This is a genomic window from Sphingomonas sp. CL5.1 (genome assembly GCF_013344685.1).
In the GTDB taxonomy this organism is placed as follows: Bacteria; Pseudomonadota; Alphaproteobacteria; order Sphingomonadales; family Sphingomonadaceae; genus Sphingomonas.
This window is the reverse complement of the sequence record NZ_CP050137.1, coordinates 1,884,079-1,909,845: the sequence shown is the minus strand read 5'-3', so window position 1 is coordinate 1,909,845 and position 25,767 is coordinate 1,884,079. Positions and strand designations below refer to the sequence as shown.

The window sequence follows — 25,767 nt, the reverse complement described above, 5'->3', positions numbered from 1 at the left end:
GGAAAAACTTCACCATCATGTCGAACAATGCAGAACAAACCCCCCCCGTCCCGCTCGATCCGTTCGAGCGCAGGATCCTGAACGAGCTGCAACGCGACGCCGGGCAATCGACCGCGAAGCTCGCCGAGCGCGTAGGCCTGTCCAGCTCGCCATGCTGGCGGCGTATCGACCGGCTGGAGCAGGAAGGCGTGATCGTCCGCCGCGTCGCGATCGTCGACCGCAGGAAGGTCGGGCTGAACGCGCAGATCTTCGCGCAGGTGAAGCTCAACGCCCACGGCCGCGCGCATCTCGACGAGTTCGCCCAGGCGATCCGCTCCTTTCCCGAGGTGCTGGAAGCCTATGTCCTGATGGGAGTTTTCGATTTCATGCTGCGCATCGTCACCGAGGATATCGAGGCTTACGAACGCTTCTTCTTCGACCATCTGTCGAAATTGCCGGGCGTGCAGGAGATCAATTCCACCGTCGCCCTTTCGGAACTGAAATCGACCACCGCCCTGCCGATCGGCTAGGGTCCGGGCGGACGAAGGCCTTTTCGTCCGCCCGGCCGCATCGCGTCAGAAATTCACCCGCACGCCGCCGGTGACATAGGTCCCGACGATGTCGTAGAGCGGGCTGCCCGTGGTGATGAGCGGCGGATCGCGATCGAAGACATTGTTGACGTTGGCGTAGAAGGTGAAGCGATCGGCCACCTTGAACTGCGCGCCGATGTCCAGATACGTCCGGCTGTCGATATGGTTGTTCACCAGCGTCGGGAGCAGGTGGTTATAGAGGCCGCCGCCGATATACCGCAACCGCGCATCGAAGCCGAACCCAGAGTTCTGATAGCTCAGGCTGAACGTGCCGCGCCATTTCGGCACTGCCCGCTGCGTGGCGTCGCCCACATCGCCAGCGGTGTCGACACTGGTCAGGCCGTTGTTGAACACGAACTTGTCGACATAGGTCGCCAGCGCGCGCATCCGTATCGAGCCGGGGAGACGGGCATTCACGCGGTCGAGCGACAGCAGATAGGACGCTTCGAAATCGATCCCGCGCGTCTCCAGGTTCGCGATATTCTGGTTGTTGGTGAAGACCGTCGTCACCGTGCCGGTGGAATCACGGATCACCGAGGCGCACGAAGCGGCATTGCCTTGCGCGCACGATAGCGTCAGCAACGTCCCCGAAAGCGTCGTGATATAGCCGTCGACCTTGATGTTATAATAGTCGACCGAGAAGTTCAGCCCGCGAGCGAAGGACGGCGAATAGGAACCGCCCACGGTGAAGGTGTTGGCGATCTCCGGCTTGAGCAGTGGATTTCCGCCGGTGTAGGTCGTCACCGTCTGCGGATTGGGGTTATATCCGGTCGCGGTCCGCCCGGCTTTGTCCTGGTCCACCAGCGGCGCGATGTTGATCGAGCGCACCGAATACAGCTCACCGATGCCGGGCGAACGGATATCGCGCGAGCGTGTGACGCGCAGCAGCAGATCGTTGAACAGGCGCGCGGTGCCGCCATATTTCCACGACCAGATGCCGCCGCTGTTGCTGTAATCCGAATAACGCGCCGCGCCGTTCAGGTCGATCTTCGCCTTGTTCTCCAGATTGAGGAGCGGCAGCGCCACTTCGGCGAAGGCTTCCTTGACGTTGAAGCCGCCCGACGTGTCGCTGGTGTAGAGGGTCAACGGGCCGAAGATCGTCGGGGAAATCTGGCTCAGCGCCCCGCGCGACTGCTTCTGGCTCTCCCAGCGCGCCTCGCCACCGAACGCGATCGTCAGCGGGCCGGCCCACAGGTTGACGAGATCGCCCTGCAGCGACACGCCGGCGGCATCGAGCTTGTTGGTGGTGAAGCTCTCCTGCGTGCCGCGCACATAGGCCAGGGACGCCGCCGAGGCCGCGCCGCTGCCGAAGGGATTGAGCGGGGAACAGGCCGGATCATCGTTGGTGGTGATGGCATCGGCATTCACCGCGCAGACGATCTGGCCGGCGGAATTGGTGACCGCGTTGATCGCCCTGGCGAAATTGGCGGCGATGCGCGAATTCCTGACCTGCTGGTCCGAATAGACCTCGCCGTGGCTGTAGTGCGCGCTGTATTTCCAGCTATTGCCGAAGCTGCCGTCGATGCCGATCGCGCCTTCCTTGTTCTCGCGCATGACATTGTATTGCAGCTCGAACGCGTCGTCGAACAGCTTGTTGAAGGTGAAGCTGGTCTCGCCGGCCGCCGCAAGCTGCGCCTGGATGGCGGGCGAAAGGAACGGGTTGGTCGCCGAGATCGTCAGCGGCCCCACGACGTAATCGGGCAGGAACTTTCCGTTGGACGTGGTCCGCCCGTAAGAGAAATCCGCCCACAGCGTCGCCTTGCCGACATCATAGGAAGCGCGGGCATAGGCATTGAAACGCTTGAAGGGAGTCGAGGCGCCGACGTCGTCATACAGGCCGACGCCGTCCTCACCGCCGACCATCTGCGAATTGAAGCGCGCGGAGCCGATCTGCGTCCCGCTACGGAAAGGCCGCAACGTGCCGTCGTTGTTGAATACCTGGCCAGCCAGCACACCGGTGGTGATGAGGCCGCCGCGCGTCATGTTGCCGAAATTGACGTCGCGCACCAGCATCGTTCCCGCGCTGGTGGTGACGATCCCCGAACTACCCATATTGGGGCGCGAGTTGCGGTCGGGGATGCCATGATCGTCGACATATTCGGCGCCGATCATGAAATGGCCTTGCCCGTCGGCGAAGCTGGTGCCGAAGGAGCCGTCGAAGGAATAACGCTGCCCGTCGCCGCGCGACGATACGCCGCTCGACGCACCGAGCGACAGCCCCTTCAGGTCCTTCTTGAGGATGAGGTTGACAACGCCCGCGACCGCGCCGGAGCCATAGGCCGCCGATGCGCCGCCGGTGACGACCTCGACGCGCTCGATCATGCTCATCGGCACGAAGTTGAGGTTGCCGTCGCCGACGAAGCGGCGGCCGTCGAGCAGCGTCAGCGTGCGGTTGGTGCCCAGCCCGCGCAGGTCGACCGGGGCGGTGCCGGTCGCGGTGTTGCCGCTCGACACGGTCGGCGTGACGGTCGCGCGGAACTGCGGTGAATCGTTCAGCACCTGCTGGATGTTCGGCTTGGCGGCGATCCGCAGCTCGGATGCGCCGATCACCGTGGTCGGCGTCGGCTGGTCGAAGCCGGCGCGCTCGATGCGCGAGCCGGTCACGACGATCTCACGGTCCGATGTATCCGAATCCGCGCCCTTTTCCGGCGCCGTCTGCGCCATTGCCGCGCCACCGTGGGCAAGCGCGACCGCGAGCGCGACCATGCTGGCGCCCCTCGCCGCACGCCGATTACCGAACATATTGGACAATATGCGCATGGGATACCTCCTCATTCCGCCCGTTGGCCGTCCCCCTTGAACGGTTTCCGAGCGGACCTCCGACTTCTTTGACCGGGTGTTGCGGCAATAATGCACATTATCCTGAATGAGACAATACGTCCCTAATAGGATAGTCATTCCCGTGTCACGCAAATGTGTCGTAGCCGGATCGCCGTTGGGCGTGAACGCTTCGCGGACGGCAATTTTATTACGGCAGGTGAGCAGCGAGGCCGATTGACGAGTCCTGATCGGGACAATAGCCTTCCGTATCGAAACGGTAGAAGCCGATTCGGGTCGCACCTTTTCGCCCGTCAGGGCGCGCACGCCGCGTGGCGCGATTTCCGGCGGATGCCGATGGAAACAAGGGGAGAGAGACGAAGCCATGATGAAGCGCGCATTGCTGCTTGCGGGATTTGCCGCATTGTCCGTCCCGCGCGTCGCCGGCGCCGAGGCGCCGTCCGGCCTCGAGTCCTTCCTCTCCTATACCTTCGTCGGGGAACTGAGCGCGCCCGAGGCCGGCGATCGCATCGCCTGGATGGAGCTTCACAAGGGGCGGCGCAACATCTGGCTCGCGCGCGCGCCCGATTACGCCCCGCGCCGCCTCACCGACGGCACCGCCGACGACGGGCAGGACCTCTCCGAGCTCGCCTTCTCACCCGATGGCCGCGTGCTCGCCTGGGTGCGCGGCGCGGTCGAGCACAATTCCTGGGCGAACGGCCTCCCCGCCGCCAACCCCGCCTCCGCCGTGACGCAGCCGAAGATAGAGATATGGGCGTCGATCGACGGCGGCGCGCCGGTGAAGGTGGCGGAGGGCGAGGAACCGGCGATCTCCGCCAGCGGCAGGATCGCCTTCATCCGCGACAATCAGGCCTGGATTGTGGGCGCGGACGGCAAGGACAAGCCGGAGAAGCTGTTCTACGATCGCGGCAAGGTGAGCGAGCTGACATGGTCGCCCGACGGCACGCGGCTCGCCTTCGTCTCGCGGCGCGGCGACCATAGCTTCATCGGCGTCTATGCCGGGGCGGATCATCCGATCATCTGGCTGGCGCCGGCAACCGCGTTCGATGACTCGCCGGTCTGGTCCCCGGACGGGAGGCGCGTCGCCTTCGCGCGGCGGACCGGCATCGCGGACATCCTCGCCTCGCCGCTGACGCCGATGCCGAATCCCTTCTCGCTATGGGTCGCCTCCGTCGAAACCGGCGAGGGCGCGCCGATATGGCAAAGCCCCAGGACGTTGCGCGGCTCCTATCCGACGGTGCCGGACGGCCTGTTCCTGATGTGGGGCGCGAACGACCGCCTGACCTTCCGTGCCGAGATGGACGGCTGGGCGCACCTCTATTCGGTCGCGGCGAGTGGCGGCGAGCCGGTGCTGCTGACGCCGGGCGAGTTCATGGTCGAGCATGTCGTGATGACGCCCGATCGCCGCGCGCTGCTCTACAGCGCCAATGCCGGTGGCACGGCGGGTGACATCGATCGACGGCATCTGTTCCGTGTCGCGATCGACCGGCCGGGGCCGGCCGCGCTGAGCAGCGGGACGGGGCTGGAATGGCTGCCCGCGCCGCTGAAGGACGGGAAGCTGGCCTATATCGCCGCCACCGCCGCCGTCCCGCCGCGCGTGACGCTGTCGGGCGCGGACGGACGCGATGGGCGCCCACTGTCGCAGAGCGATCCCGCCTTCCCCTCGAACGCGCTGGTCACGCCGAAACCCGTCACCTTCACCGCGCCGGACGGGCTGCTCGTCCATGGCCAGCTCTTCACCCCGCGCGACGGCCGCGCCAGGCATCCGGGGCTGATCTTCGTCCACGGTGGACCGCCGCGCCAGATGCTGCTTGGCTGGTCCTATATGGATTATTACACGCACAGCTATGCGCTGAACCAGTATCTCGCCTCGCGCGGCTATGTCGTGCTGTCGGTGAATTACCGGCTCGGCATCGGCTATGGCCGCGATTTCCAGCATCCGCTCAGGGCCGGCGCGACCGGCAATTCGGAATATCAGGACGTCGTCGCCGGGGCGCATTATCTCCAGTCGCTGCCGGAGGTGGACGGCCGGCGGCTCGGCATCTGGGGCGGCTCCTATGGCGGCCTGCTCACCGCCCAGGCGCTCGCGCGCGACAGCGACCTGTTCAAGGTCGGCGTCGATTTCCATGGCGTGCATGACTGGTCGATCGGGCGGAACGCGCCGCAACGCTATGAGCAGAACAATTTCGCCGAACTGTCGCGGCTGGCGTTCGAAAGCTCGCCGGAGGCCGCGCTCAGGACGTGGCGCTCGCCGGTGTTGCTGATCCAGGGCGACGACGACCGCAACGTCCGCTTCGAGCAGACGGTCGATCTCGCGCGGCGGCTGGCGGCGCAGGGCACGCCGTTCGAGGAACTGATCTTCCCCAACGAGATCCACGGTTTCCTGCGCTATGACACCTGGTTGCGCGCGGACAGCGCGACCGTCCGCTTCCTCGACGCGAAGCTGAAGCCCTGACAGGAGCAATTCCCGAATAATTATCCTGTATAGAAAATTTTATCTTCGCAGGACGGGTAATTCGCATAGACTGCCGGGCATCAACAAGATCAAGATGGAGTGAGAGGCATGGAGACGTCCCGGCTGTCACGGCGGACACTGATCCGTGGCATGGCGGCGGCATCGGGCGCCGTCGCCTTCCCGATGGTCAATTTCGGCGCCTATCGCGTCGAAGCCGCCTCGCATCGCGCCTATCCGAAGCGCGTCGTCGAGCTGGTGGAAAGCTCGATCATCATCGACATGCTCGGGCCGCTCTCGCTGGACCTGCGGCCGGAGACCATCGCGACCGAGCTCACCGACGCGCAGGTCGCCGATTTCCGCGCCAGCGGCATCACCGCCTTCCACAATTCCTTCGGCGTCGGCGGGCGCGACGGCTATGCCAACGTCCTCAGGTTCCTCGCCGGATGGAGCGCCTTCGTCGGCCATAACGACCGCCTGTTCACGCTCGTCAACGACATCGGCGATGTCGATCGCGCCAAGCGGCAGAACAAGGTGGCGGTCATCATGGGCCTCCAGGATTCGGATCATTTCCGCACGCCGAAGGATGTGGAGCTCTTTTACCAGCTCGGCCAGCGCTGCTCCCAACTCACCTACAACAGCCAGAACCTGATCGGATCGGGCTGCACCGAGCGGGTCGACGGCGGGCTGAGCGATTTCGGCGTGGAGATCGTCAAGGCGATGAACGCTGTCGGCATGCTGGTCGACACCTCGCATTGCGGCGACCGCACCACGCTGGACGCGATCGAGGCGTCGCCGGTGCCGATCGCCATCACCCACGGCAATTGCCGGGCGATCAACAACCACCCCCGCACCAAGACCGACGAGGCGATCAAGGCGCTGGGCGCGAAGGGCGGCGTGATGGGCATCACCGGGGTGCGCAACTTCGTGAGCGCCACCGATCCGACGACCGTCGCCAACGTGGTCGATCACATCGATCATGTGCGCAAGCTGATCGGCCCGGAGCATGTCGGCATCGGCACCGATTCCGATCTCTACGGCTACGACAAGATGGCGCCCGACCAGTATAAGATGCTCAAGGCGGGCTATAAGGGCAGCTACGGCTTCCGCGACAAGATCGACATCGACGGCTTCTCCGGCCCGCTCAAGATGTATAATCTGACCGAGGAACTGATGAAGCGCGGTTACAGCGACGCCGACATCCGCGGGGTGCTGGGCGGCAATTTCCGCCGGCTGCTCGGCGCGACCTGGAAATGAGCGCGGCGCGGACAGTGACGCTGCCATTCGAGCGCGCCGATCCGTTCGCGGAAGGCAAGCCGAGCGTCACCTCCTGATCGACGGCCGTATGGTGGCGCGGGAGGCGCGCTGACGGCGGCTCAGCGCTCCCCGTGCATCGTTATCAGCGAGTCCATCAAATCGTCCTCGGCGCTCGACATCACCGCCAGCGTCACCGCCTCGTCGCAATCGGGGCCGGCGACATAGGCATGGCCCATGTTCGAATCGATGTAGATCGACTCCCCCTGCTCCAGCGTCACCGGATCGTAGAATTCGGTATGAACGGTGATCCGCCCCTCGACCACGTAGATGAACTCCTCGCCGGCATGGCGCACTAGCGCGCCGAACTCGCCGAGCGAGCGGGCGCGGATCGTGGTGATGTTGGGGATCATCCGCTTCCGGCGCAGCTCGGCGCAGAGATAGTAATAATCGTAGTTGGCGGTCTGCACGCGGAAGGCATTCTCGCGGGTGCCGATGCTGCGCCGCGCGGTGACGGGGGAGTTGGCCGGGGCCGGATCGCTGTCCGCGAACAGGTCCGCCATGCGGATGTTGAGCCGCGCGCTCAATTCCTGGAGCTTGTCGTAGGTCAGCGTCAGGCGATTGTGCTCGACCTTGGACAGGGTTGATACCGGGATGCCCGTGCGCTCGCTCATCTCGCGCAAGGTCCAGCCGTTGCTGTCCCTCAATCCCCTTACGATCGCTCCGAGCGTCGAGTGCCGTTCCGCCATTCCGTCCTTCCGGCCTGATCCCGATCTCGCTGATCCGCCCCTCGCGTAGCATCGTTGCGCGCGGCTGCGCAACGCTCTCCCGCGCCGACCGGAACAGGGGATTAACGATTAAAGCGCCGGCCGGGCCGGAGAGCAATTGACCAATTCTCCAATTGGGATAATAAATCCCATACAGAGCAATAGTGAGCACATCTCGCCTGACGGGGATTGGCAAATGCGCCTCGCGGGAAAACACGGAGAGTGGCCAATGCGGTCGATCAGAAATTGGGCAATGGGAGCTGTCGCGCTGGTTGCGAGCGCGGCGATCGGTCAGAGCAGCGACAGGCTGGCGCCAAGCCTGTCGCCGACGGAGGCAGCGAAGGCGGCGCCAGCACCGGCGCGCACGGCCCCTCCCCTGCCCGGCGCGGGACGCGCGCTGGTCAAGGAGGATATCGACACCTGGCTCGACGGCTACCTGCCCTATGCGCTGCACACGGGCGACATCCCCGGCGCGGTGGTGGCGATCGTCAAGGACGGCCAGGTGCTGACGGCGCGCGGCTACGGCTATGCCGATGTCGCGAAGCATATCCCGGTCGATCCCGGCCGCACGCTGTTTCGTCCCGGATCGGTCTCCAAGCTCGTGACCTGGACGGCGGTGATGCAGCAGGTGGAGGCGGGCAAGCTCGACCTCGACACCGACGTCAACCGCTACCTCGATTTCAGGATCCCGCCGCGCAACGGCCAGCCGATCACGCTGCGACAGATCATGACGCACACCGCCGGCTTCGAGGAAGCGGCGAAGGACGTGATCTTCTACGATCCGCGCCACCTGCGCCCGCTCGGCGACTTCCTCAAGGGATCGGTGCCGGCGCGCGTCTATGACGCGGGCACGACGCCCGCCTATTCCAACTGGGCGACCGCGCTGGCGGGCTATATCGTCGAGCGCGTCTCGGGCGAGCCGTTCGACGATTATGTCGAGCGCCACATCTTCGCGCCGCTGGGCATGAAGGACGCCACCTTCCGCCAGCCGCTGCCGGCGCGGCTCGTGCCGAACATGGCGGTCGGCTATCGCAAGCCGGGCGAGGCGGACAAGTTCGAGCTGATCGGCCCGGCGCCCGCCGGCGCGCTTTCCGCGACCGGCATCGACATGGCGAAGTTCATGCTCGCGCACCTCCAGGGCGGCGAGCTGGGGGGCAACCGCATCCTGGGCGAACGGACCGCGGCGCTGATGCACGACAGCCCGCTCGACAAGGTCAATCCCTATTCGCTGATCCCGCCGCTCAACCGGATGGAGCTGGGCTTCTTCGAAACCAACGTGAACGGGCATGAGGTGATCGGCCACCTCGGCGACACGGCGGCGTTCCACACCTCGCTGCACCTGTTCATCAACGATCACGTCGGGCTCTACGTGTCGTTCAACAGCCCCGGCCGGCAGGGCGCGGTGGGGACGCTGCGCAACGCGCTGTTTGAGGATTTCGCCGACCGCTACTTCCCCAACCAGGGCACCGACGGACGGGTCGACGAGCGGACCGCGCGGGAACATGCGAAGATGATGACCGGCCTGTGGGAGAACAGCCGCCGCTCGGTGACGAGCTTCACCGCCGCGCTCGGGCTGCTCGGCCAGACCGAGGTGACGGTCGATGCGAAGGGCGAGCTGGTCGTCCCCTCGCTGAAGGCAGCCGGCGGAAGGCCGCGCCAGTGGGTCGAGATCGCGCCGTTCGTATGGCGCGAACGCGACGGGCATGACCGCCTCGCCGCCAAGGTGGTGGACGGCAAGGTCGTGCGCTGGAGCATGGACGAGATGTCGCCGTTCATCGTGTTCGATCGCGTGCCCGCCGGCGTTTCCGCCTCGTGGCTCAAGCCGGCGCTCTACGCCAGCTTCGCGATCATGCTGCTGACCTTCCTGTGGTGGCCGGTGAGCTGGGCGATCCGCCGCCGCTACAACGCGCCGCTCGGCGTCTCGGGCCAGTCGCTGAAGGCGTATCGCGCGACGCGCATCGCCGCCGGCCTCGAGGCGGGCGTGCTGATCGCGTGGATGACGCTCATCACCGCGATGTTCAGCAACCTCAAGAACCTCGCGGGCAGGTTCGACACGCTCCTGATGGCGTTGCAGGTGATCGGCGCGATCGTCTTCATCGGCGGGGTCGGGATCGCCGGCTGGAACCTGTGGCTGGCGTGGCGCGATGGGCGCAGGTGGACGGGCAGGCTGTGGAGCGTGGCGGTGCTGCTGGCGTCGCTGGTGATCCTCTACTTCGCCTTCCGGTTCAACCTGATGTCGATGTCGACACGCTACTGACGGCGCGCGATGCGGCGGCGAGGCCCCGCCGCATCGCCTCCCCTCGACCTTGTCACCGCCGCGCCTTTCCGGGGCGCGGCGGCACCATTCCCCTCCCCTCTTGCGGAGAAGCCCGATGCCCCTGAACCGCGCCCTGACCTGCGTCGCGCTCGTCTGCACAGCGCCGGTGGCGCTCCTCGCCCCCACCTCGCCGGCGACCGCGCGACAGGCGCGCGCCGATGATCGTCTCGCGGGGCTGGCGGATTTCGTCGACGGCGTGATGGCGGAGCAGATCGCGAGCCGCGAGGTGGCCGGCGCGGTGGTGACGGTGGTGGCGAACGGCCGCGTGCTGTTCACGCGCGGCTACGGCTTCGCCAATGTCGCGAAGCAGGTGCCGGTCGACGGCCAGCGCACCCTGTTCCGCCCCGGCTCGGTATCGAAGCTGTTCACCTGGGTGGCGCTGACGCAACAGATCGAGCAGGGCCGCGTCGATCTCGACGCCGACGTCAACCGCTACCTCGATTTCAGAATCCCCGATTTCCAGGGCGCGCCAATCCGCGTGCGCGACCTGATGTCGCACAGCCCCGGCATGAGCGACGTCGGCGGCTTCATTACCGACAGCCCGGACAAGCTCACTCCTTACCAGCAATGGATCAAGGCGCATGTGCCCGCGCGCCTCTGGGCGCCGGGCACGGAGATCGCCTATTCGAACTACGGCGCCGCCCTCGCCGGCTATATCGTCGAGCGCGTCTCCGGCGAGGCCTATCCCGATTATGTCGAGCGCCACATCTTCGCGCCGCTCGGCATGACCTCCACCACCTTCCGCGAGCCGCTGCCCGCCGCGCTCGCCCCGCGTATGGCGGACGGGCACAGGTTGGTGAACGGGCAGCTCGTGCCCAGATCGTTCGAATATCTCAGCGCGATCATGCCCGCCGGATCGGCGACGTCGAGCGCGCCGGACATGGCGCGCTTCATGCTGGCGATCCTCGGCAACGGCGCCCTCGCCGGCAAGCGCATCCTGCGCCCCGAATCCATCGCGCTGCTGGAGCGGGATTCGCTCACCAACGTCGCCGGCATGCCGGGGCTGGCGCACGGCTTCCTCGTCGAGCGCGAGGCCGGGCCGCGCATGATCGGCCATGCCGGCAACACCGCCGATTTCCACTCCGACCTTGTGCTCGCGCCGGCGCAGGGGATCGGCTTCTTCATCTCCTTCACCGGCGGCCAGGGCAGCTATGTCGCGCGGACCGAGCTGCGCAACGCGCTGATCGGGCGGCTGTTTCCACGGGCGCCCGCGCCGCGCTACACCGGGGACGCCCCGCCGCCGCCGCTCGGCGCCTATCGCGCCAACCGTCGCGACTATTCCCGCCCCGCCAATCCGGCGCACGACCTGAAGGTGGAGATGCCGGCCCCGCACGTCATCACGGTCACGGCGGAGGGCATGAAGACCGCCTATGCGCAGATCGCGCCGGACGAATATGAGCAGGTCACGGGCGCGCGCGCCGGCGGCCCCTATGATCGCCTGAAATTCTACGGCGGCCCGCGGGACCCGCGCCTCTCGCTCGCCTCGGAACCCTACGAAACCTATCATTTCGTCAAGCCCGAATGATCCGGCGCCGTCGCCCATCAAGGAGCTGCCCCATGCCCCTCTCCCGTCGTTCGCTCGCTTCCCGCGCCGTGCTGGCGCTGGCGCTCGCCGCCGCGCCGTCGATCGCCGCCGCCGATCCGCCCAGCGGCCTCGCCGATCAGGTCGAGCAGCTCCGGCGCGACATCGGCGTGCCCGGCGTCGCCATGTCGATCGTCGAGAACGGCAAGGTCACTTTCGCGCGCGGCTTCGGGATCAAGCGCCTCGGCGCGGCGGACCGGGTGGACGCCGACACGATCTTCCCCAACGGCTCGACCGGCAAGGCATTCACCGTCGCGGCGCTCGCGGTGCTGGTCGATCAGGGCAAGCTGAAATGGGACGATCGCGTGATCGACCACGTGCCATGGTTCGCGATGTATGACTCATGGGTCACGCGCGAGATGACGGTGCGCGACCTGCTCGTCCACCGCAGCGGGCTGGGGCTTGGCGAGGGCGATCTGCTGATGGTGCCGCGCACCAGCCTGTCGCGGCGCGAGAGCGTGCGGCGGCTGCGCTATCTCAAGCCGGCGACCAGTTTCCGCAGCGCCTATGCCTATGACAATGTGCTCTACATGGTCGCCGGCCAGTTGATCGAGGAGGTCAGCGGCGAGACGTGGGAGGATTTCGTCGCCAGCCATGTGCTGAAGGCGGCGGGGATGAAGAACTCGACCAGCGACAGCGCGCCGCGCTTCGCCACCGTCAACCGCGCGTGGCCGCACGCGCGGATCAATGGCGCGTTTCGCGGCGTCGGCGACCAGTCGGTGCTCAACGAGCGCGACGAGCTCGGCCGCAACGCCGCGCCGGCCGGCGGGCTGGCGGTGAGCGCCAACGACATGGCCCGCTGGATGATGATCCAGCTCGCCCACGGCAAGCTGCCGGAGGGCGACGGGCGGCTGTTCAGCGAGGCGGCCTCGGCGGAGATGTGGAAGCCGGTGGTGCTGTTGCCGAACCCGCCGATGCAGGGCGCGCTCAAGGACACCGGCTCGATGTTCAACACCTATGCGCTGGGCTGGAACGTGCAGGATTACAAGGGCGTCAAGATCGTCTCCCACTCCGGCGCGGTGTTCGGCTTCCAGTCCCTGGTGGTGCTGATCCCGGAGAGGAACGTCGGCTTCACGATCCTCATCAACTCGGAGGACGGCGAACTGATCAAGGGCCTGCAATATGAGTTGCTCGACCATTATCTCGAAAAGCCGACGCAGGACTGGCCGGCGGCATGGCGCGCCTACAAGCGCGATCGTCAGGCGAAGGCGCTCGCCGCGCTCGGCCGCGCCGACGCCGCCCGCGCGCAGGTCGGCCCGTCATTGCCGCTGGCGCATTATGCCGGGGATTATGTCGATCCATGGTATGGCCCGATCGCGATCCGCGAGGTAGGCGGCAAGCTGCGCATCGACTTCAAGCAGACGCCGCGCATGACCGGCACGCTGGAGCATTGGCAATATGACAGCTTCCGCACGCGCTGGGACGATCCGGCGGCCGAGCCGGCCTATGTCACTTTCGCGCTCGGCCCGACGGGCAAGGTCGATCGGGTGACGATGCAGGCGGTCTCGCCGCTGGCGGACTTCAGCTGGGATTATCAGGACCTGCTGTTCACGCCGGTCGCCGCCCGGCGTTGATCCGATACGCGCCCGCCCGCGAGGACAATATCTCGCGGGCGGGCGTTTCGTTTTCGTCGCGATGATGCCGGGAGACGTGGCGGACCGTCCGTCAAGGACGATCCGCCGGCCCCCTCACCGCACCTCGGTGTAGACGTATTCGTGCTGGCTGTCGCGAATGGTCAGCGTGCGCGCCTTGTCGGCATTGGCGCCGACAAGCGCCTCGACGCCGATCGCCCCCGGCGCGATCGAGACGATCGAGACGCTGCCGTCGGCATTCTTGCGCGTGGCGACCGGCCCCTCGACCGATCCGGCCTTGATCCATTTGCCGCCGTCGCGGTCGCTGATCGTGATCGAGCCGACCTCGGGGCTGCGATAGCTTCCGGCAAGCGCGGCCAGCACCGCCGGATCGCCCGGCACCGTCAGCCGCGCCCGGCGCGCCCTGGCCTGCGCCTTGAGGCGGCTCGCGGCGGCGTTGACCTCGTCGACGGCCTCGGGCTTGCCGTCATACACCACCTCCATCAGCCGGCGCAGGAACGGCTCCAGCATTGACGCGCCGGAATCCGCGTTGGTCAGGATCACCGCGCCGATGCCCTGGTCGGGCAGCGCATACCAGTTGCTGTGGAAGCCCTGCAGCGTGCCGCCATGAGTGACGACCGGCACGCCCCAGGCCACGCGGTTGAACAGCCCCATGCCGTACCAGCTATCCCGCGCGACCTGCACCCCCGGCTCGCGTCGCTTCAGCAGGTTCCGCTCGCTCACCACCCTTTTGCCCTCCGGCGTCAGGCCTTTGGACAGCTCGAGCTGCACGTAGCGCGCCATGTCCGCCGCGCTGGAAAAGGCACCGCCGGCCGGACGGTAGGGATAGACGGTGTAGTTGAACGAATTGGACATCACCGTCATCCGGCCGTCCACGTCATATCCGTGCGGCTTCGCCCAGTCGCCGCTCATGCCTTTCCCGAAGTCGAACGTCGTGTCGCGCATCCCCATCGGATCGAATATCTTCTCCTGCATCGCCCGATCGAACGCGGCGCCGATCTCCATCTTCGGATAGCTGAGCGCGCCGCCGAGATAGCCCGCCGCGGATGCCATCAAATTGTTGTATTGGAACAGCTCGCCGAACTTGCTGGTCGGCTGGGTCTGCGCGAGTTGGCGGAAAGTGTCGGAAGCCGGCGCGCCCTGATCGGCGAGGATGAAGGCGTAATCCTTGCGCGGCAGGCCGGTGCAGGCGCAGACGAGATGCCGCACCAGCACCGATTGCGTCGTTTCCTCATTGCCCAGCCGGAACGAGGGATAGAGATCGATGACGCGCTGGTCCCATTTCAGCTTGCCCTCGTCGGCGAGGACGGAAAGCAGCAGCGTCGCCATCCCCTTGGTATTCGAGGCGATCATGAACTTGGTATGCGCATCGACCGGCTCGGCCGAGCCGAGCGCGCGCACGCCGACGCCGCCCTCCCACACCACCTTGCCCTGATCGATCAGCGCGATGCCGACGCCCGGCACCTCCAGCGTGCGCGCGGATTGCGCGACGAAATCGCGCAGCGCCTGGATGCGCTCCGGGGTCAGGCGATGCGCGACCTTGCCGGCGAACGTCTCGCGGGCGAATCCGGCGGGGAGCAAGCTGCCCTGGATGACCGACGTCGCCGCCGAGCGCTTGTTGTACGTCGCCTCCGCGCCGTCGACGAGCATCACCGTCCACGCCTGCCCCTGCTTGAGCGCCAACGCGCTGCGCACCGCCCGCTCGGCCGGGGAGGTTTCATAGGCGATGCTGGCGCGCTCGCTCCAGCCGTCGGTCGCCGGCGCGGCGGTGACGAGCCGCACATTCGGCGCGCGCGCCGGCCGATAGAGCGACCAGGCCTTCGCCGCCGCCTCCCGCGCATCCGCCGCGCCGCCGACATCCACCACCGCGATCCGCAAGTCCGCCTCGGGCGAAACGAACGACGTCACCGCGCCGTTCGCCTGCATCGTCCAGTCCTTCGGCTGGACGAACTGGACGCCGGCCGGCGTCCTGCCCGGCGTGTCGGCGGGGGCGGACGACTGCGCCATCGCCGGCAGCGGGAGACTCATCAGCGCAAGTGCAAGCATCAGCTTCATGTCGGTCTCCCCCTGGCACGTCGGCGCGGCCAGTCCAATCGCGGAAATATTTTTCTTAATGGGACAATATTGTCCATATGGGATGAGATCAAGTCCCAACCGCGCGGGAGACGCAGGACCATGACCCGCCGCGCGGTGTGGATACATGTCGGGCGGCGCGTCAATCTCATCGGCTTCGCGCGGGCGGCGCGCGTCCGACAGCGCCCCGCCTGACCGCGCGCTTACGCCATGACCGCCATACGTCGTCGCGCCCTCGCCGACCTGCCGGCAGATCACAGCCGGGCGGAACGGACCTGAACGCCGGGCACGCCTTTTCCGCTTAGCGTGCGCATATGTATCGCATCGATCAATAAGGCTCGCCAAGCGCCGCGAACGCCCTGGTGAGCAACGCGGCATTTTCGGACGGCGGGGCCTTCTCCTGCTCGAGCCGGCCGAGCCTGACGCTGGTTTCCACCACCAGTTTCACCCGTTCGAAGCGGCGGCCCATGAATGCGGCGAGCGCCTCGGGCAAGGTCGCGGCATCGGCGATCGACTGGCCGAGCACCACCGCGTCCTCCAGCGCCATGCCGCCGCCCATGCCCATATGGGCGCTGGTCGCGTGCGCCGCGTCGCCGATCAGCACCACCCGGCCGCTGAACCACGGATCGGGCAGCAGGATCCAGTCGAACGGGCGGCCGATAAGCTGCGCGTTCGCGTCGAACCGGCTGCGCAGTTCCGCGACCGGCGGCGCCGTCATCGAATCGAGCAGTTCGACAAAGATCGAACGCACGTCCTCGTCGGAAAGCCAGCGCCATTCGGGCATGTCGATGACCGACGGAACATAGACCATGCCTTGCGGAAGATAATAGAAGCCCAGCCGCCCGACCGGCGAGACATACCATCCTTCGCCTTCGATCGCCGGGCCGGGCGCCATCCAGCGGATGCTGAGTTGCCCGCCGAATTTCGGCTTGGGCGCATCAGGGAAGATCAGCCCGCGCGTCCTGGAGCCGATGCCGTCGGCCGCCACCAGCAGGTCGTAGCTTCCCGTCTCCCCGTCGGTGAAGGTGACGGCCACCGCATCCGCGCCATTGTCGATCGTCTCATAGGTCACGCCCTTGCGGACCCTGACGCCCAGGCGCTTCGCCGCGGCTTCGGCGACGTCGAGGAAAACCGGGCGATAAACCGCGATCGCATCGACCGCCCCCGGCCAGGTGGGCCGTTTCGGCCCGGCGCTGATCAGGCGTCCGGTGGAATCGTGGATCGACACGGCGGTGGAATCAGGGCCGAACGGCGTCCCGGTCGCATGCACCTCGTCATAGATGCCGAGTTCGACCAACGTCTCGGCGGCGCGGCCGGAGAATGCCAGCGACGCGCCGAGCGGCTGCTCCGCCAGTTCGACCAGATCGACCCTGACCCCCTGCCGCGCGAGCGCGATGGCGGCGTTCATGCCCGCGATGCTGCCGCCGACGACCAGTGCGCTTGAGATGCAAGCCATGACTAAGCCCTTCTTTTCCTGAAAGTGTCGAAATTGGTCCGCCGGAATTGCGCGGCGCCGTCACGCAGGATCGGGGGGCCGTGCATGACGCAGACCTTGTCGAAATCGAGATCCGCCAGCCGCGCGAGGCTGACAAGCGCGAGCGCCGGATCCTCCGTTGCGACCGCCAGCGTCAACCCGCGCCGGTTCACGCACGCGTCCGCCGTGAACAGGATGCCGCCGTCCCGCCGCCAGAGAAGCGCGATCTGGCCGGCGCAATGGCCGGGCACGTGGATCGCCGTCATGTCCGAAGCGAACGACGGGCTTTCCCCGTCCGCGAGCAACCGATCGACCCTGGTCGGCTCGACCTGCCGCACGCGCCCGGAAAGCAGTTTCGCGAGGATCAGGTTGCGCAGGCCTGGCGAGGGGGTCATCGGCGCGCGCATCGTCGTGCCCGCCTCGATCATCGGGGCGTCGATCGGGTGCGCCCATACGATCGCGCCAGTCTCGCGCCTCAACGCGGCCGCGCTGCCGATATGATCCGGGTGGCAGTGCGTCAGGACGATATGGCGCACGTCCCCCGCCGTCTTGCCGATCGTGCGCAGCGCCTTCAGTATCTTGCCGGCATGGCCCGGAAAGCCCGTGTCGAGCACCGCCAGTCCGTCCTCCGTGCGAAGGACGTAGACGTTGACCAGTCCGGGGATCAGCCACACGTCGTCGGTGAGTTGCCGCACGGCCATCGGTCAGCGCTCCTTCATCGCCCGGCGGCGGTCATGCGGAAAGGCAGGCGGCGGGCGCGCCATCCAGCCAGCGCGCCATCCGGGTGTTCAGCGCCTCGATCGCCGGGCCTCTGGTGCCGGGCAGCGACTTGTCGACCGTGAAGCCAACCTTGCTCTGGAGATAGGCCAGGTGACGATAGCCTTCGGGAAAGGAGCGAAGGAGCGATTCGTCGAGCCTGGGCGTCGCGGCGGGGTCCACGGGCGCCATGCGGTCCAGTTCATAGACCGGCTGGCGCAGCACGATGCCCCAGCGCCCGTCGCGCTTCTCCAGCGCATCGACGAAACGGCCCAGGCACGTCACGTCCACCGCGACGCCGTCGACTTCCCCGCGCTGCACGATCTGCATCTTCGATTGCGCGACGGCGCGCGTTCCCCGCAGGTCGATGCTGATGCCGCCCAGCGCGTGGAGGCCGATCACCCCCTGATCGAAACCCTTGCGGCAACCGGCGATGAACTCCGCCGCGCTCGCCTGGAACCATGTCGCGACCATGCGCCCGTCGTCATGCCAGACCGTCGCGAACCGCTCCCACTCCCCGGCGTCGCGCCAGACGACCCAGTTCTGCAGCAATTCGCGGATCGCCAGCCGGTCGAGCGCGTCGTCGATCGAACGCCGATGATCGACATCGCTTCGTTCTCCGGCACCGTGCAACATGATCGGATCACCCTCTCCTGGCGACCGGCGGGATCGAGGCGCGCCATCGCGCGCCTCCGCCGGGCCGCTTGTCCGGGGATCGACCCTAACGGCGATGCGGGATTGCAACGAGATATGATTTGGGCGAGGTTGTTACCAACGAGGTATAGGGTGGCGACCCGCATCGCCCCAAGGGGTGTCCGTGAAGCTGCATCATCTGCGCAACGTGGTGGCGGTGGTCGAAAGGGGCAGCCTGCGCGCCGGCGCCAAGCACCTCGGGCTGGCCCAGCCCGCCGTGTCGCGAAGCATCAAGGAACTGGAGCAGGAACTCGGCGTCATCCTGTTCGAGCGCAACAAGTTCGGCATGACGCTGACCCGCGCCGGCGAGGTGTTCGTCCGGCGGGCCAAGGCGATCCAGGCGGAATTCGCCCGCACGCTGGCGGAGATGGAGCATCTGCGGGGCGAGGATCGCGGCGTCATCACGGTCGGCTGCTCCAGCGCGACGCTGATCGCGATGGTGCCGACGATCGTGAACCGCTTCCATGTGAAATATCCCAATATCCGGATCAAGCTGCTCGAAGGCTCGCTGCCGATGCTGGAGACGCAGATCAGGGACGGGCTGATCGACCTCTATTACGGCCCGGTGGCGCCCGGTTTCGTCGATCCGGCGATGACCATCGAGACATTGTTCGAGAATGAGCGGATGATCGTCGGGCGGCGCGGCCACCCGCTGCGCCATGCGACCTCGCTGGAAGAGCTGGTCGGCGCCTCCTGGGTGACGACACCGATGGCGATCGACAGCGACAATGAGGTCAACAGCGTGTTCGCCGCCGCCGGGCTGCCCGCCCCGCGCATCGTCATGCAGGCGTCGTCGGCGATGAATCTGGCGGTGATCGTGGCGACGTCCGAATTGCTCGCGCCGGTGCCGCAGCAATGGACGGAGGTGATCCGCGCGACCGGCCTGATGGAGCGCATAGCGGTGCGCGAGGTATCCAAGGCGCCGAAGATCTGCGCGCTGCGGCGCGCCAACATCCCCCTGACGCCCGCCGCCGAGTTTCTGAACGACCTCGCGATGCGCGCCGCCGCGACTTACGTGCACAGGCTTCGCGGTTCCGCATGACCGACGGAACCGCCCGACGGCCAGCCCCTATACCTCACGGGTAACAACATCGGTCAAATGCCATCTTTTCCGCTTGCGGCGCAGATCGCATGTCGATCGCCTATCGACCGGTGTCGGGATGGGGCGGCTGGAACCGACCCGTCCGCGTCGCCGGACGGAACTCGCCCGATACGGAGCGATCGATAAGGCAGCCGCCTGAAAGCCGCGGCGCCAAAGGGAGGAGAGGTTATGTCCGCTTCACGCAAGGCTTTGTTCCTGATCTCGACCATGACCCTGTCGGCCCCCGCGACCGCCTGGGCGCAGGACCGGGCGCCTGCGGATCAATCCGCGCCCGCGCAGGGCGAGCCGGCGCAGGCGGGGTTGCAGGAAGTCGTCGTCACCGCCCAGCAGCGCGGTGAAAATCTCCAGAAGGCGGCGGTGCCGGTCGCGGTGGTTTCCGGCGACGACCTGCTGAATTCGGGCATTCGCGGCATCGACACGCTCGGCAAGCTCGTGCCCTCGCTGGTGGTGGCGGCCGGCGGCCAGGGCAATCTGATCTTCATCCGCGGCGTCGGCAACTTCTCGTTCGTCGCCAGCAGCGATCCCGCCGCCGCCTATAATTTCGACGGCGTCTATGTCGGGCGGTCCAGCGCGACGTTCGGCACCTTCTACGATCTCGAACGGGTCGAGGTGCTGAAGGGGCCGCAGGGCACGTTATACGGGCGCAACGCCACGGCGGGCGCGCTCAACATCCTGCCCGTCCAGCCCCGGCTGGGCGAGAATTCCGGTTATGCCTCGGCCAGCTACGGCAGCCATAACGAGGTCCAGGCGGAGGGCGCGGTCAATGTCGGTCTCGGCGAGAACGCCGCGTTCAGGCTTTCCGGCCTTTACACGCACCACGACGGCTATCTCCGCGACGGCACCCAGACCGACGATTCCGCCGGCGTTCGCGCGCAACTGAAGGTCGCGCTGACGCCGTCGCTCACCGTGCGGATCGAGGGCGATTACGCACAGCAGCGCGGCGTGGGCGGCGGCTCCGACTATGTCGCCAGATATGCGCTCAATCCCCTTACCGGCCAGTTCGTCGCCACTCCTTCGGGCCTGCCGCTCGGCGACGGCCTGTTCACCCCGGAGGCGCAGGCCTATCGCGCGGCGAACGGCACGGCGGGCAGGCTGGCGGGGCGTTTCCTGGACCCGCTCGCCAATCGTCCGTTCCAGCGCAACGACGTGTACGGGATCGCGACGCATATCGACTGGAAGACGCCGATCGGCACGTTCAGCATCATCCCGGCGTGGCGCCACGCGCGCAAGGACAACCTCAATACCGAATCGGCGCAACAGGTCGGCAATACGCAGGACGCGAACCAATATTCGGTCGAGGCCCGTCTGGTCGGCAGCAGCGGGCGACTGGTCGATTATATCCTGGGCGCATATTATTTCAGCGAGCAGATCGACGACGACGTGCACAATTCGGCCGGGTCCGTCGCGAACTTCAACAAGGGCCGTTTCACCACCCATTCGCCCTCGTTCTACGGCCGCCTGACGCTCCACGCGACCGACTGGCTGAGGTTCACGGGCGGCGCGCGATATACGGAGGATCACAAGCGCTATTTCGACGCGGTGAACACGGCGCTTTCCGTTGTCTGCACCGTCCCGGCCGCTTGCCCGACCGCGCCGCTCCTGCCCTATACCCGCATCATGGCGCAGCAGCCGTTCGTCCCCGCGGTGAGCGGGAGCGCGGTGGTCGCCGCGCCGGGCGTGCTGGTCTCGCGTTCGGATACCTTTCCCGGCGGCGCGCTGAATACGAGCAAGGTGACCTATCGCGCGGCCGTGGAGATCGACGCCGGGCCCCGGTCGTTGCTCTACGCCAGCGTCGAGAGCGGCTATCGCGCGGGCGGCTTCAACGCCTTCAACGCCTATAACCCGGAGAATATCACCGCTTATACGATCGGGTCGAAGAACCGTTTCCTCGACAATCGCCTCCAGCTCAACGTCGAGGCCTTCTACTGGAAATACAAGGATCAGCAGCTCACCTATTTCGGCATCGATCCGACCGGGCGGCTGGGCATCATCACCGCGAACGTCGGGAAATCGACGATCAAGGGCGTGGAGGTCGAGGGCCGCGCGCTGGTGACGCCGACCACGATGCTGAACGCGAACGTGCAATATCTGGACGCCGGCTACGACCGCTTCACCTATCTTTCGCCGGCGCCGGTGTTCACCGGCTGCCCCGTCACGCCCTCCGGCGCGCTGTATCAGGTCAATTGCTCGGGCCGCCCGGCGCTCAACTCACCGAAATGGACGGTCAATCTCGGCGTGCGGCAAACCATTCCCCTCGGCGGCAACCAGCTGGTGCTGGACGCGGACACGCAATACCGCTCCGGCCGCTACACCGGGTTCGATTATATCCCGCAGGAATATGTCGATCATAGCTGGGTGTCGAACGCGTCGATCTCGTTCGGCATGAAGGACGGCAAATATGTGATCGGCGCCTTTGTCCGCAATATCGAGAACAACCGTCCGCAGGTCTATGGCACCACCGTCCCCGCCTCCAACCTGATCGTGTCGATCATCGCCCCGCCACGCACCTATGGCGTGCGATTGTCGACGAAGTTCTGAACAGGCAAGCGCGCGCGATGATGGTCGGCGTGCCACAATCCGGAGTTGCGGGATGAGCGCACCGCTGATCGATTCCCGAACCGACAATCCGCTCGACGCCGCGCCGATGCGTGCGCGGCAGATATTGGTGCTGGTCCTGGCCGTCCTGCTCGCCGCGCTGGACGGCTACGACGCGCTGTCGATGGCGTTCGTCGCCCCCGTGCTCGGTCGCGACTGGGGGATCGGCAAGGATGTGATCGGGCTGCTGCTGTCGAGCAGCCTCGTCGGCATGGCGGCCGGCGCGATCGTGCTTTCGCCGGTGGCCGACAGGCTCGGCAGGCGCGCCGTCGTGCTGGGCGCGATCGTGCTGCTGACGATCGGCACGGCCTTGTCCGCCGCGGCGGGGTCGGTCCCGATGCTTGCCGCCGCGCGCGGGCTGACCGGCATCGGCATCGGCGTGATGGTCGCGATGACCACGCTGATCTCGGCGGAGTTCACCAATGCGCGCCGCCGCTCGCTGGCGGTAGCGGCGGTGGCAACATTGGGCTTTCCCCTCGGCGGCGTGCTTGGCGGACTGGCTTCCTCGGCGATCCTCAAGGCCGCGACGTGGCATTGGGTGTTCCTGACCGGATCGATCTGCGGAGTTGTGCTATTCCTGCTCGTGGCATCCGCGCTCCCCGAATCCCCCTCCTTCATCATCGCCCGGCGCCCGGCGGACGCGCTGCAACGGGTCAATCGGGTGCTGGCCCGCCTGAATCAGCCGGGCATCGTCGACCTCCCGCAAAAGGTGGACCATCGGCACGGCAGCTATGGCGCGCTGCTGGCGCCGGGCCTGCTGGGCGTCGTCCTGCGGCTGATGGCGACAGCGATCCTGATCGCGACCACTTCATATTACATCATCAACTGGCTTCCCCAGATGGTGGTCGACGCCGGCTTCTCCCCCGCGCAAGGCAGCATGGTATCGGCGCTGTCGGGCGCAATCGGCTTTGTCGGGGGCGTGGGGTTCGCGTCCCTCGCCTCGCGCTTCTCGCCGATTCGGGTCGCCGCGACGGCGATGGCGGGGGCCGCGATCACGTTGGTTGCGGTCGGGTTGGTGCCGCCGGTCATCGCGCTGTTCGTCATTGCGGCCGGCGCGCTCAGCCTCTGCCTCGCCGGTACCACCGGGATGCTCTACGCGATCATGGCCGACAGCTTTCCCGCCGCCCTGCGCGCGTCAGGGATGGGGCTGGTGATGGGCGCGGCGCGGATCGCCAGTGCCGCGGGTCCCGCGACCGCCGGAATGATGTTCGCGCATGGCATGACCCGCGCGGGCGTCTCGCTGATCTTCGCTGTCGGGCCGCTGGTCGCGGCCGCGCTCATCGGCACCCTTCATCGTCAATCGTCCGATACGGCGCGCCGTTAGGCGTTGCTTCACACGGAGCAAACGCATGGCGGTGCTTGGCCTGCCTGGCGGCATTGGCACGCATCCCGGCGAGGTGCCGCACATGAAGCGGACGGCCAGCCGACTGTTCGGCGATGATTATTGCTGGTCGATGCCCGTTCGCCGGAGCGGGACGATATCCGTTCCGGCGTCAGAACGTGTCCAGATCACGCGCGAAGCGGACCGGGCCGTGATATTCCGCCGCGATCCCCGGCAATAGCTCCGGCGTGCGCTGCGGATCGACCGCGTCGTGCGTGAGCACCAGCGCCTTCGCCGCGGCGCGCCGGGCGAGCTGCCCGGCCTGCTGCGGCGGCAGGTGCTCCTGCTCGTAATGACGCATCACCACGGCGAGCTGCGTTTCGGTGACGTCGGGCCGGGTGCGGCGCAGCTGGGTGATCGCATCCTGCGGATCGATGATCTCGCTCACCAACAGATCGGTGTCGCGCGCCAGTTTCTCGACCTTCTCGCTCGGCCCGGTATCGCCGGTATAGGTGATCGAGCGGCCCGGCGTGTCGAAACGATAGGATAGCGACAGGTCGCCAGCCGCCGCCGGGGTCGCCGCGTAGTGGGAGTTGGCGGCGGCGGTGATTCGGACCGCGCCGATGGTGAATTGCGCCCCGTCGCCGACCTCGTTCACCTCCACCGTCTGATCCGGCGGCACGCGCGCACCGGGGCCGGAGGACGGCGACGGATGCATCGCCGCGATCAACCCCCGCACCATCTCCTTCGTGCCGGGCGGGCCGTAGATGACGAGCTTGCCGGGCGCGATCATCTGGTATCGCTCGGCGATCACGGCGAACAGGCCGCCGGTATGGTCGAAATGCAGGTGGCTGATGACCAGGGCATGCAGCCCGGCGAGCGGCACGCCCGCCTTGGCGAGCTGCACCGAGGCGCCGTCGCCCGCATCGACCAATATGGCCTGATCGCCGTAGCGCAGCAGATTGGCTGGCTCCGACCGGTCCTTGCGCGGGATCGGCCCGGAATTGGTGCCGAGCGTCGTCCATGTCGCCAGCGCGAGCGGCGTGCCGGCCGCCGCCGGAACAGCCAGCGCCGCGAGCACGATCCCGGCCAGCAACCTGCCACGCATCCCGGTCATAAGCCTTCTCCCTATAGCGTCCTGATGGTGCGCAGCTTGCCGCGCTTGTCGACCACGACCTTGCCGCCCTTGATGACCACCACCGGCTTCAGGAAATTCCAATAGCCGTCCAGCGGGTTGCCGGTGAGCAGCAGGATGTCGCCGAGCTTGCCCGGCTCCAGCGTGCCGCGATCGGCGGCGTGATCGACGAATGCCGCCGAGTTCGGCCCGAGGATCCGCACGAGGTCGACCGGCGAGAAGACGAGGCTCAGCGTGTTCAGCTCGTGCGCCAATGTGGCGATCGGATCGAAGCTGGTGTCCGAGGAATAAGCGATCTTGACGCCATTGTCGTAAAGCGTGCGCAGGTTGAGCGGGAACTTGCCCGCCGCCTGCCCGCGATCCTCCGACGCCGGGTTGCCCGTGGGCCACGGCGCGCCGTCACGCGTGGTCGGCTTGTCGTCATGGTTGAACACGCCGAACAGCGGCGAGGCGTTGGCGACCGAGGAGGCGACCATCGCGCCGGTCGCAGCGATCTCCTTCGCCTCGGCGTCGGTCATGAAGGCGTAGTGCGAGGAATGGACCAGCCGCCGCGCGCCCAGCCGCGCCGCCGCCACCTGCGCCGGCGGGCTGACGGCATGGACCTGCACCTCCATGCCCAGCTTCTTCCCCTCAGCCAGCGCGGCGGCGAGATTGCGGGTTTCCTGCCCGGTCGGGTTGAACGGCCATTGCGTGTCCACCGTCATCGACGCGATCGTCGGATAGGGGATTTCGGCGACCGAATCCGCGCCCTCGTCATGGATCGCGTCGATCGCGGCGCGCACCTGCGCCTCGGTCATCGTGCGCGGCGCCATCACCGGCGGGAAGGCCCAGGCCCCGGCGATGATGCGCGGACCGTTGATCTTGCCCGCCGCCACCATGTCGCGCAGCGCGATGATGCCCTTCGCATCGTCCCCGCCCGACTGGACGGTGGTGACGCCGGATTCGAGCAGCGCCTGCATGTCGCGCGCGGCGGCGCCCGCCAGATATTGCGCCGCCGTCGGCCCCGTCCCCGGCTTCCCCAGCGGGATCAGGTGGCGGTGGGTGTCGATATAGCCGGCGATCGCGGTCATCCCGCTCGCGTCGATCCGCGTCCCGCGCGCGCCGCGCGGGGCCGCGCCTTCCGCGACCGACACGATCCTGCCGTCCGCGACGACGATCGCGCCGTGCCCGATCACCCTGCCCGTACCGGTAATGACCCGCACGTTGGTGAGCACCACGTTGCCGCCCGGCCGCGCCTCGCGCGCCGGGGCGGCGCCCGCGACGGCGACCGCCGCCAACGCCCCCAGGGCCACCGTCACCCGCATCAC

Annotated in this window: 17 protein-coding genes; 9 read left to right on the top strand and 8 right to left on the bottom strand. The window is 67.1% G+C overall.

Annotated features, from left to right (window positions below; genetic code table 11):
* Positions 1-17 precede the first annotated feature (17 nt).
* The gene (locus F9288_RS09265) at positions 18-509 is read left to right on the top strand and encodes an Lrp/AsnC family transcriptional regulator (protein ID WP_174836349.1); all 492 of its coding nucleotides are present in this window, start codon (positions 18-20) and stop codon (positions 507-509) included.
* Positions 510-554: 45 nt separating this feature from the next.
* Here F9288_RS09265 and F9288_RS09260 read toward each other — a convergent pair whose 3' ends face one another.
* Positions 555-3,275 (bottom strand): TonB-dependent siderophore receptor, encoded by a 2,721-nt coding sequence (locus F9288_RS09260; protein ID WP_254621143.1) that lies wholly within the window; start codon positions 3,273-3,275, stop codon positions 555-557.
* Positions 3,276-3,711: 436 nt separating this feature from the next.
* Here F9288_RS09260 and F9288_RS09255 point away from each other — a divergent pair, with 436 nt between their 5' ends.
* Positions 3,712-5,802, top strand: coding sequence for a prolyl oligopeptidase family serine peptidase (locus tag F9288_RS09255; protein ID WP_217482613.1), 2,091 nt, complete (start codon positions 3,712-3,714; stop codon positions 5,800-5,802).
* A 108-nt stretch (positions 5,803-5,910) separates the two neighbouring features.
* Positions 5,911-7,056 (top strand): dipeptidase, encoded by a 1,146-nt coding sequence (locus F9288_RS09250; protein WP_174836348.1) that lies wholly within the window; start codon positions 5,911-5,913, stop codon positions 7,054-7,056.
* Between the two features lie 119 nt (positions 7,057-7,175).
* On the opposite strand, the gene F9288_RS09245 is transcribed toward F9288_RS09250, so the two are convergent.
* Positions 7,176-7,802, bottom strand: coding sequence for a helix-turn-helix domain-containing protein (locus F9288_RS09245; protein ID WP_174836347.1), 627 nt, complete (start codon positions 7,800-7,802; stop codon positions 7,176-7,178).
* A 271-nt stretch (positions 7,803-8,073) separates the two neighbouring features.
* On the opposite strand from F9288_RS09245, the gene F9288_RS09240 reads away from it, so the two are divergent.
* From F9288_RS09240 to F9288_RS09230, 3 genes are all read left to right on the top strand, one after another.
* Positions 8,074-10,077, top strand: a complete 2,004-nt coding sequence (locus F9288_RS09240; protein ID WP_254621142.1) for a serine hydrolase — start codon at positions 8,074-8,076, stop codon at positions 10,075-10,077.
* 115 nt (positions 10,078-10,192) lie between these two features.
* Entirely contained in the window at positions 10,193-11,662 is a 1,470-nt protein-coding gene (locus F9288_RS09235) for a serine hydrolase (RefSeq protein ID WP_174836345.1), read from the top strand.
* Positions 11,663-11,694: 32 nt separating this feature from the next.
* Positions 11,695-13,293 (top strand): serine hydrolase, encoded by a 1,599-nt coding sequence (locus F9288_RS09230; protein WP_174836344.1) that lies wholly within the window; start codon positions 11,695-11,697, stop codon positions 13,291-13,293.
* A 114-nt stretch (positions 13,294-13,407) separates the two neighbouring features.
* Here the strand turns inward: F9288_RS09230 and F9288_RS09225 are convergent, their stop codons facing one another.
* From F9288_RS09225 to F9288_RS09210, 4 genes are all read right to left on the bottom strand, one after another.
* Positions 13,408-15,366 carry a serine hydrolase gene (locus F9288_RS09225; RefSeq protein WP_217482612.1) on the bottom strand — a complete coding sequence of 653 codons (1,959 nt, stop codon included), beginning with the start codon at positions 15,364-15,366 and terminating at the stop codon, positions 13,408-13,410.
* A gap of 346 nt (positions 15,367-15,712) precedes the next feature.
* Positions 15,713-16,840, bottom strand: coding sequence for an FAD-dependent monooxygenase (locus F9288_RS09220; protein WP_174836343.1), 1,128 nt, complete (start codon positions 16,838-16,840; stop codon positions 15,713-15,715).
* Positions 16,841-16,842: 2 nt separating this feature from the next.
* Positions 16,843-17,559 carry an MBL fold metallo-hydrolase gene (locus F9288_RS09215; RefSeq protein ID WP_174836342.1) on the bottom strand — a complete coding sequence of 239 codons (717 nt, stop codon included), beginning with the start codon at positions 17,557-17,559 and terminating at the stop codon, positions 16,843-16,845.
* Between the two features lie 31 nt (positions 17,560-17,590).
* Complete coding sequence (locus F9288_RS09210) at positions 17,591-18,250, bottom strand: nuclear transport factor 2 family protein (protein ID WP_174836341.1); 660 nt, start codon at positions 18,248-18,250, stop codon at positions 17,591-17,593.
* A 181-nt stretch (positions 18,251-18,431) separates the two neighbouring features.
* On the opposite strand from F9288_RS09210, the gene F9288_RS09200 reads away from it, so the two are divergent.
* The 3 genes from F9288_RS09200 to F9288_RS09190 all read left to right on the top strand — a co-directional run bounded on the left by F9288_RS09200 (position 18,432) and on the right by F9288_RS09190 (position 23,328).
* Positions 18,432-19,349 (top strand): LysR substrate-binding domain-containing protein, encoded by a 918-nt coding sequence (locus tag F9288_RS09200; RefSeq protein ID WP_217482611.1) that lies wholly within the window; start codon positions 18,432-18,434, stop codon positions 19,347-19,349.
* A 228-nt stretch (positions 19,350-19,577) separates the two neighbouring features.
* Positions 19,578-21,947, top strand: coding sequence for a TonB-dependent receptor (locus F9288_RS09195; protein ID WP_174836339.1), 2,370 nt, complete (start codon positions 19,578-19,580; stop codon positions 21,945-21,947).
* A 52-nt stretch (positions 21,948-21,999) separates the two neighbouring features.
* The gene (locus tag F9288_RS09190; protein WP_174836338.1) at positions 22,000-23,328 is read left to right on the top strand and encodes an MFS transporter; all 1,329 of its coding nucleotides are present in this window, start codon (positions 22,000-22,002) and stop codon (positions 23,326-23,328) included.
* Positions 23,329-23,497: 169 nt separating this feature from the next.
* Here the strand turns inward: F9288_RS09190 and F9288_RS09185 are convergent, their stop codons facing one another.
* A complete protein-coding gene (locus F9288_RS09185) occupies positions 23,498-24,442 on the bottom strand; it encodes an MBL fold metallo-hydrolase (protein ID WP_174836337.1) in 945 nt (314 codons plus the stop codon).
* An 11-nt stretch (positions 24,443-24,453) separates the two neighbouring features.
* Positions 24,454-25,764, bottom strand: coding sequence for an amidohydrolase family protein (locus tag F9288_RS09180; protein WP_254621193.1), 1,311 nt, complete (start codon positions 25,762-25,764; stop codon positions 24,454-24,456).
* Positions 25,765-25,767 lie beyond the last annotated feature (3 nt).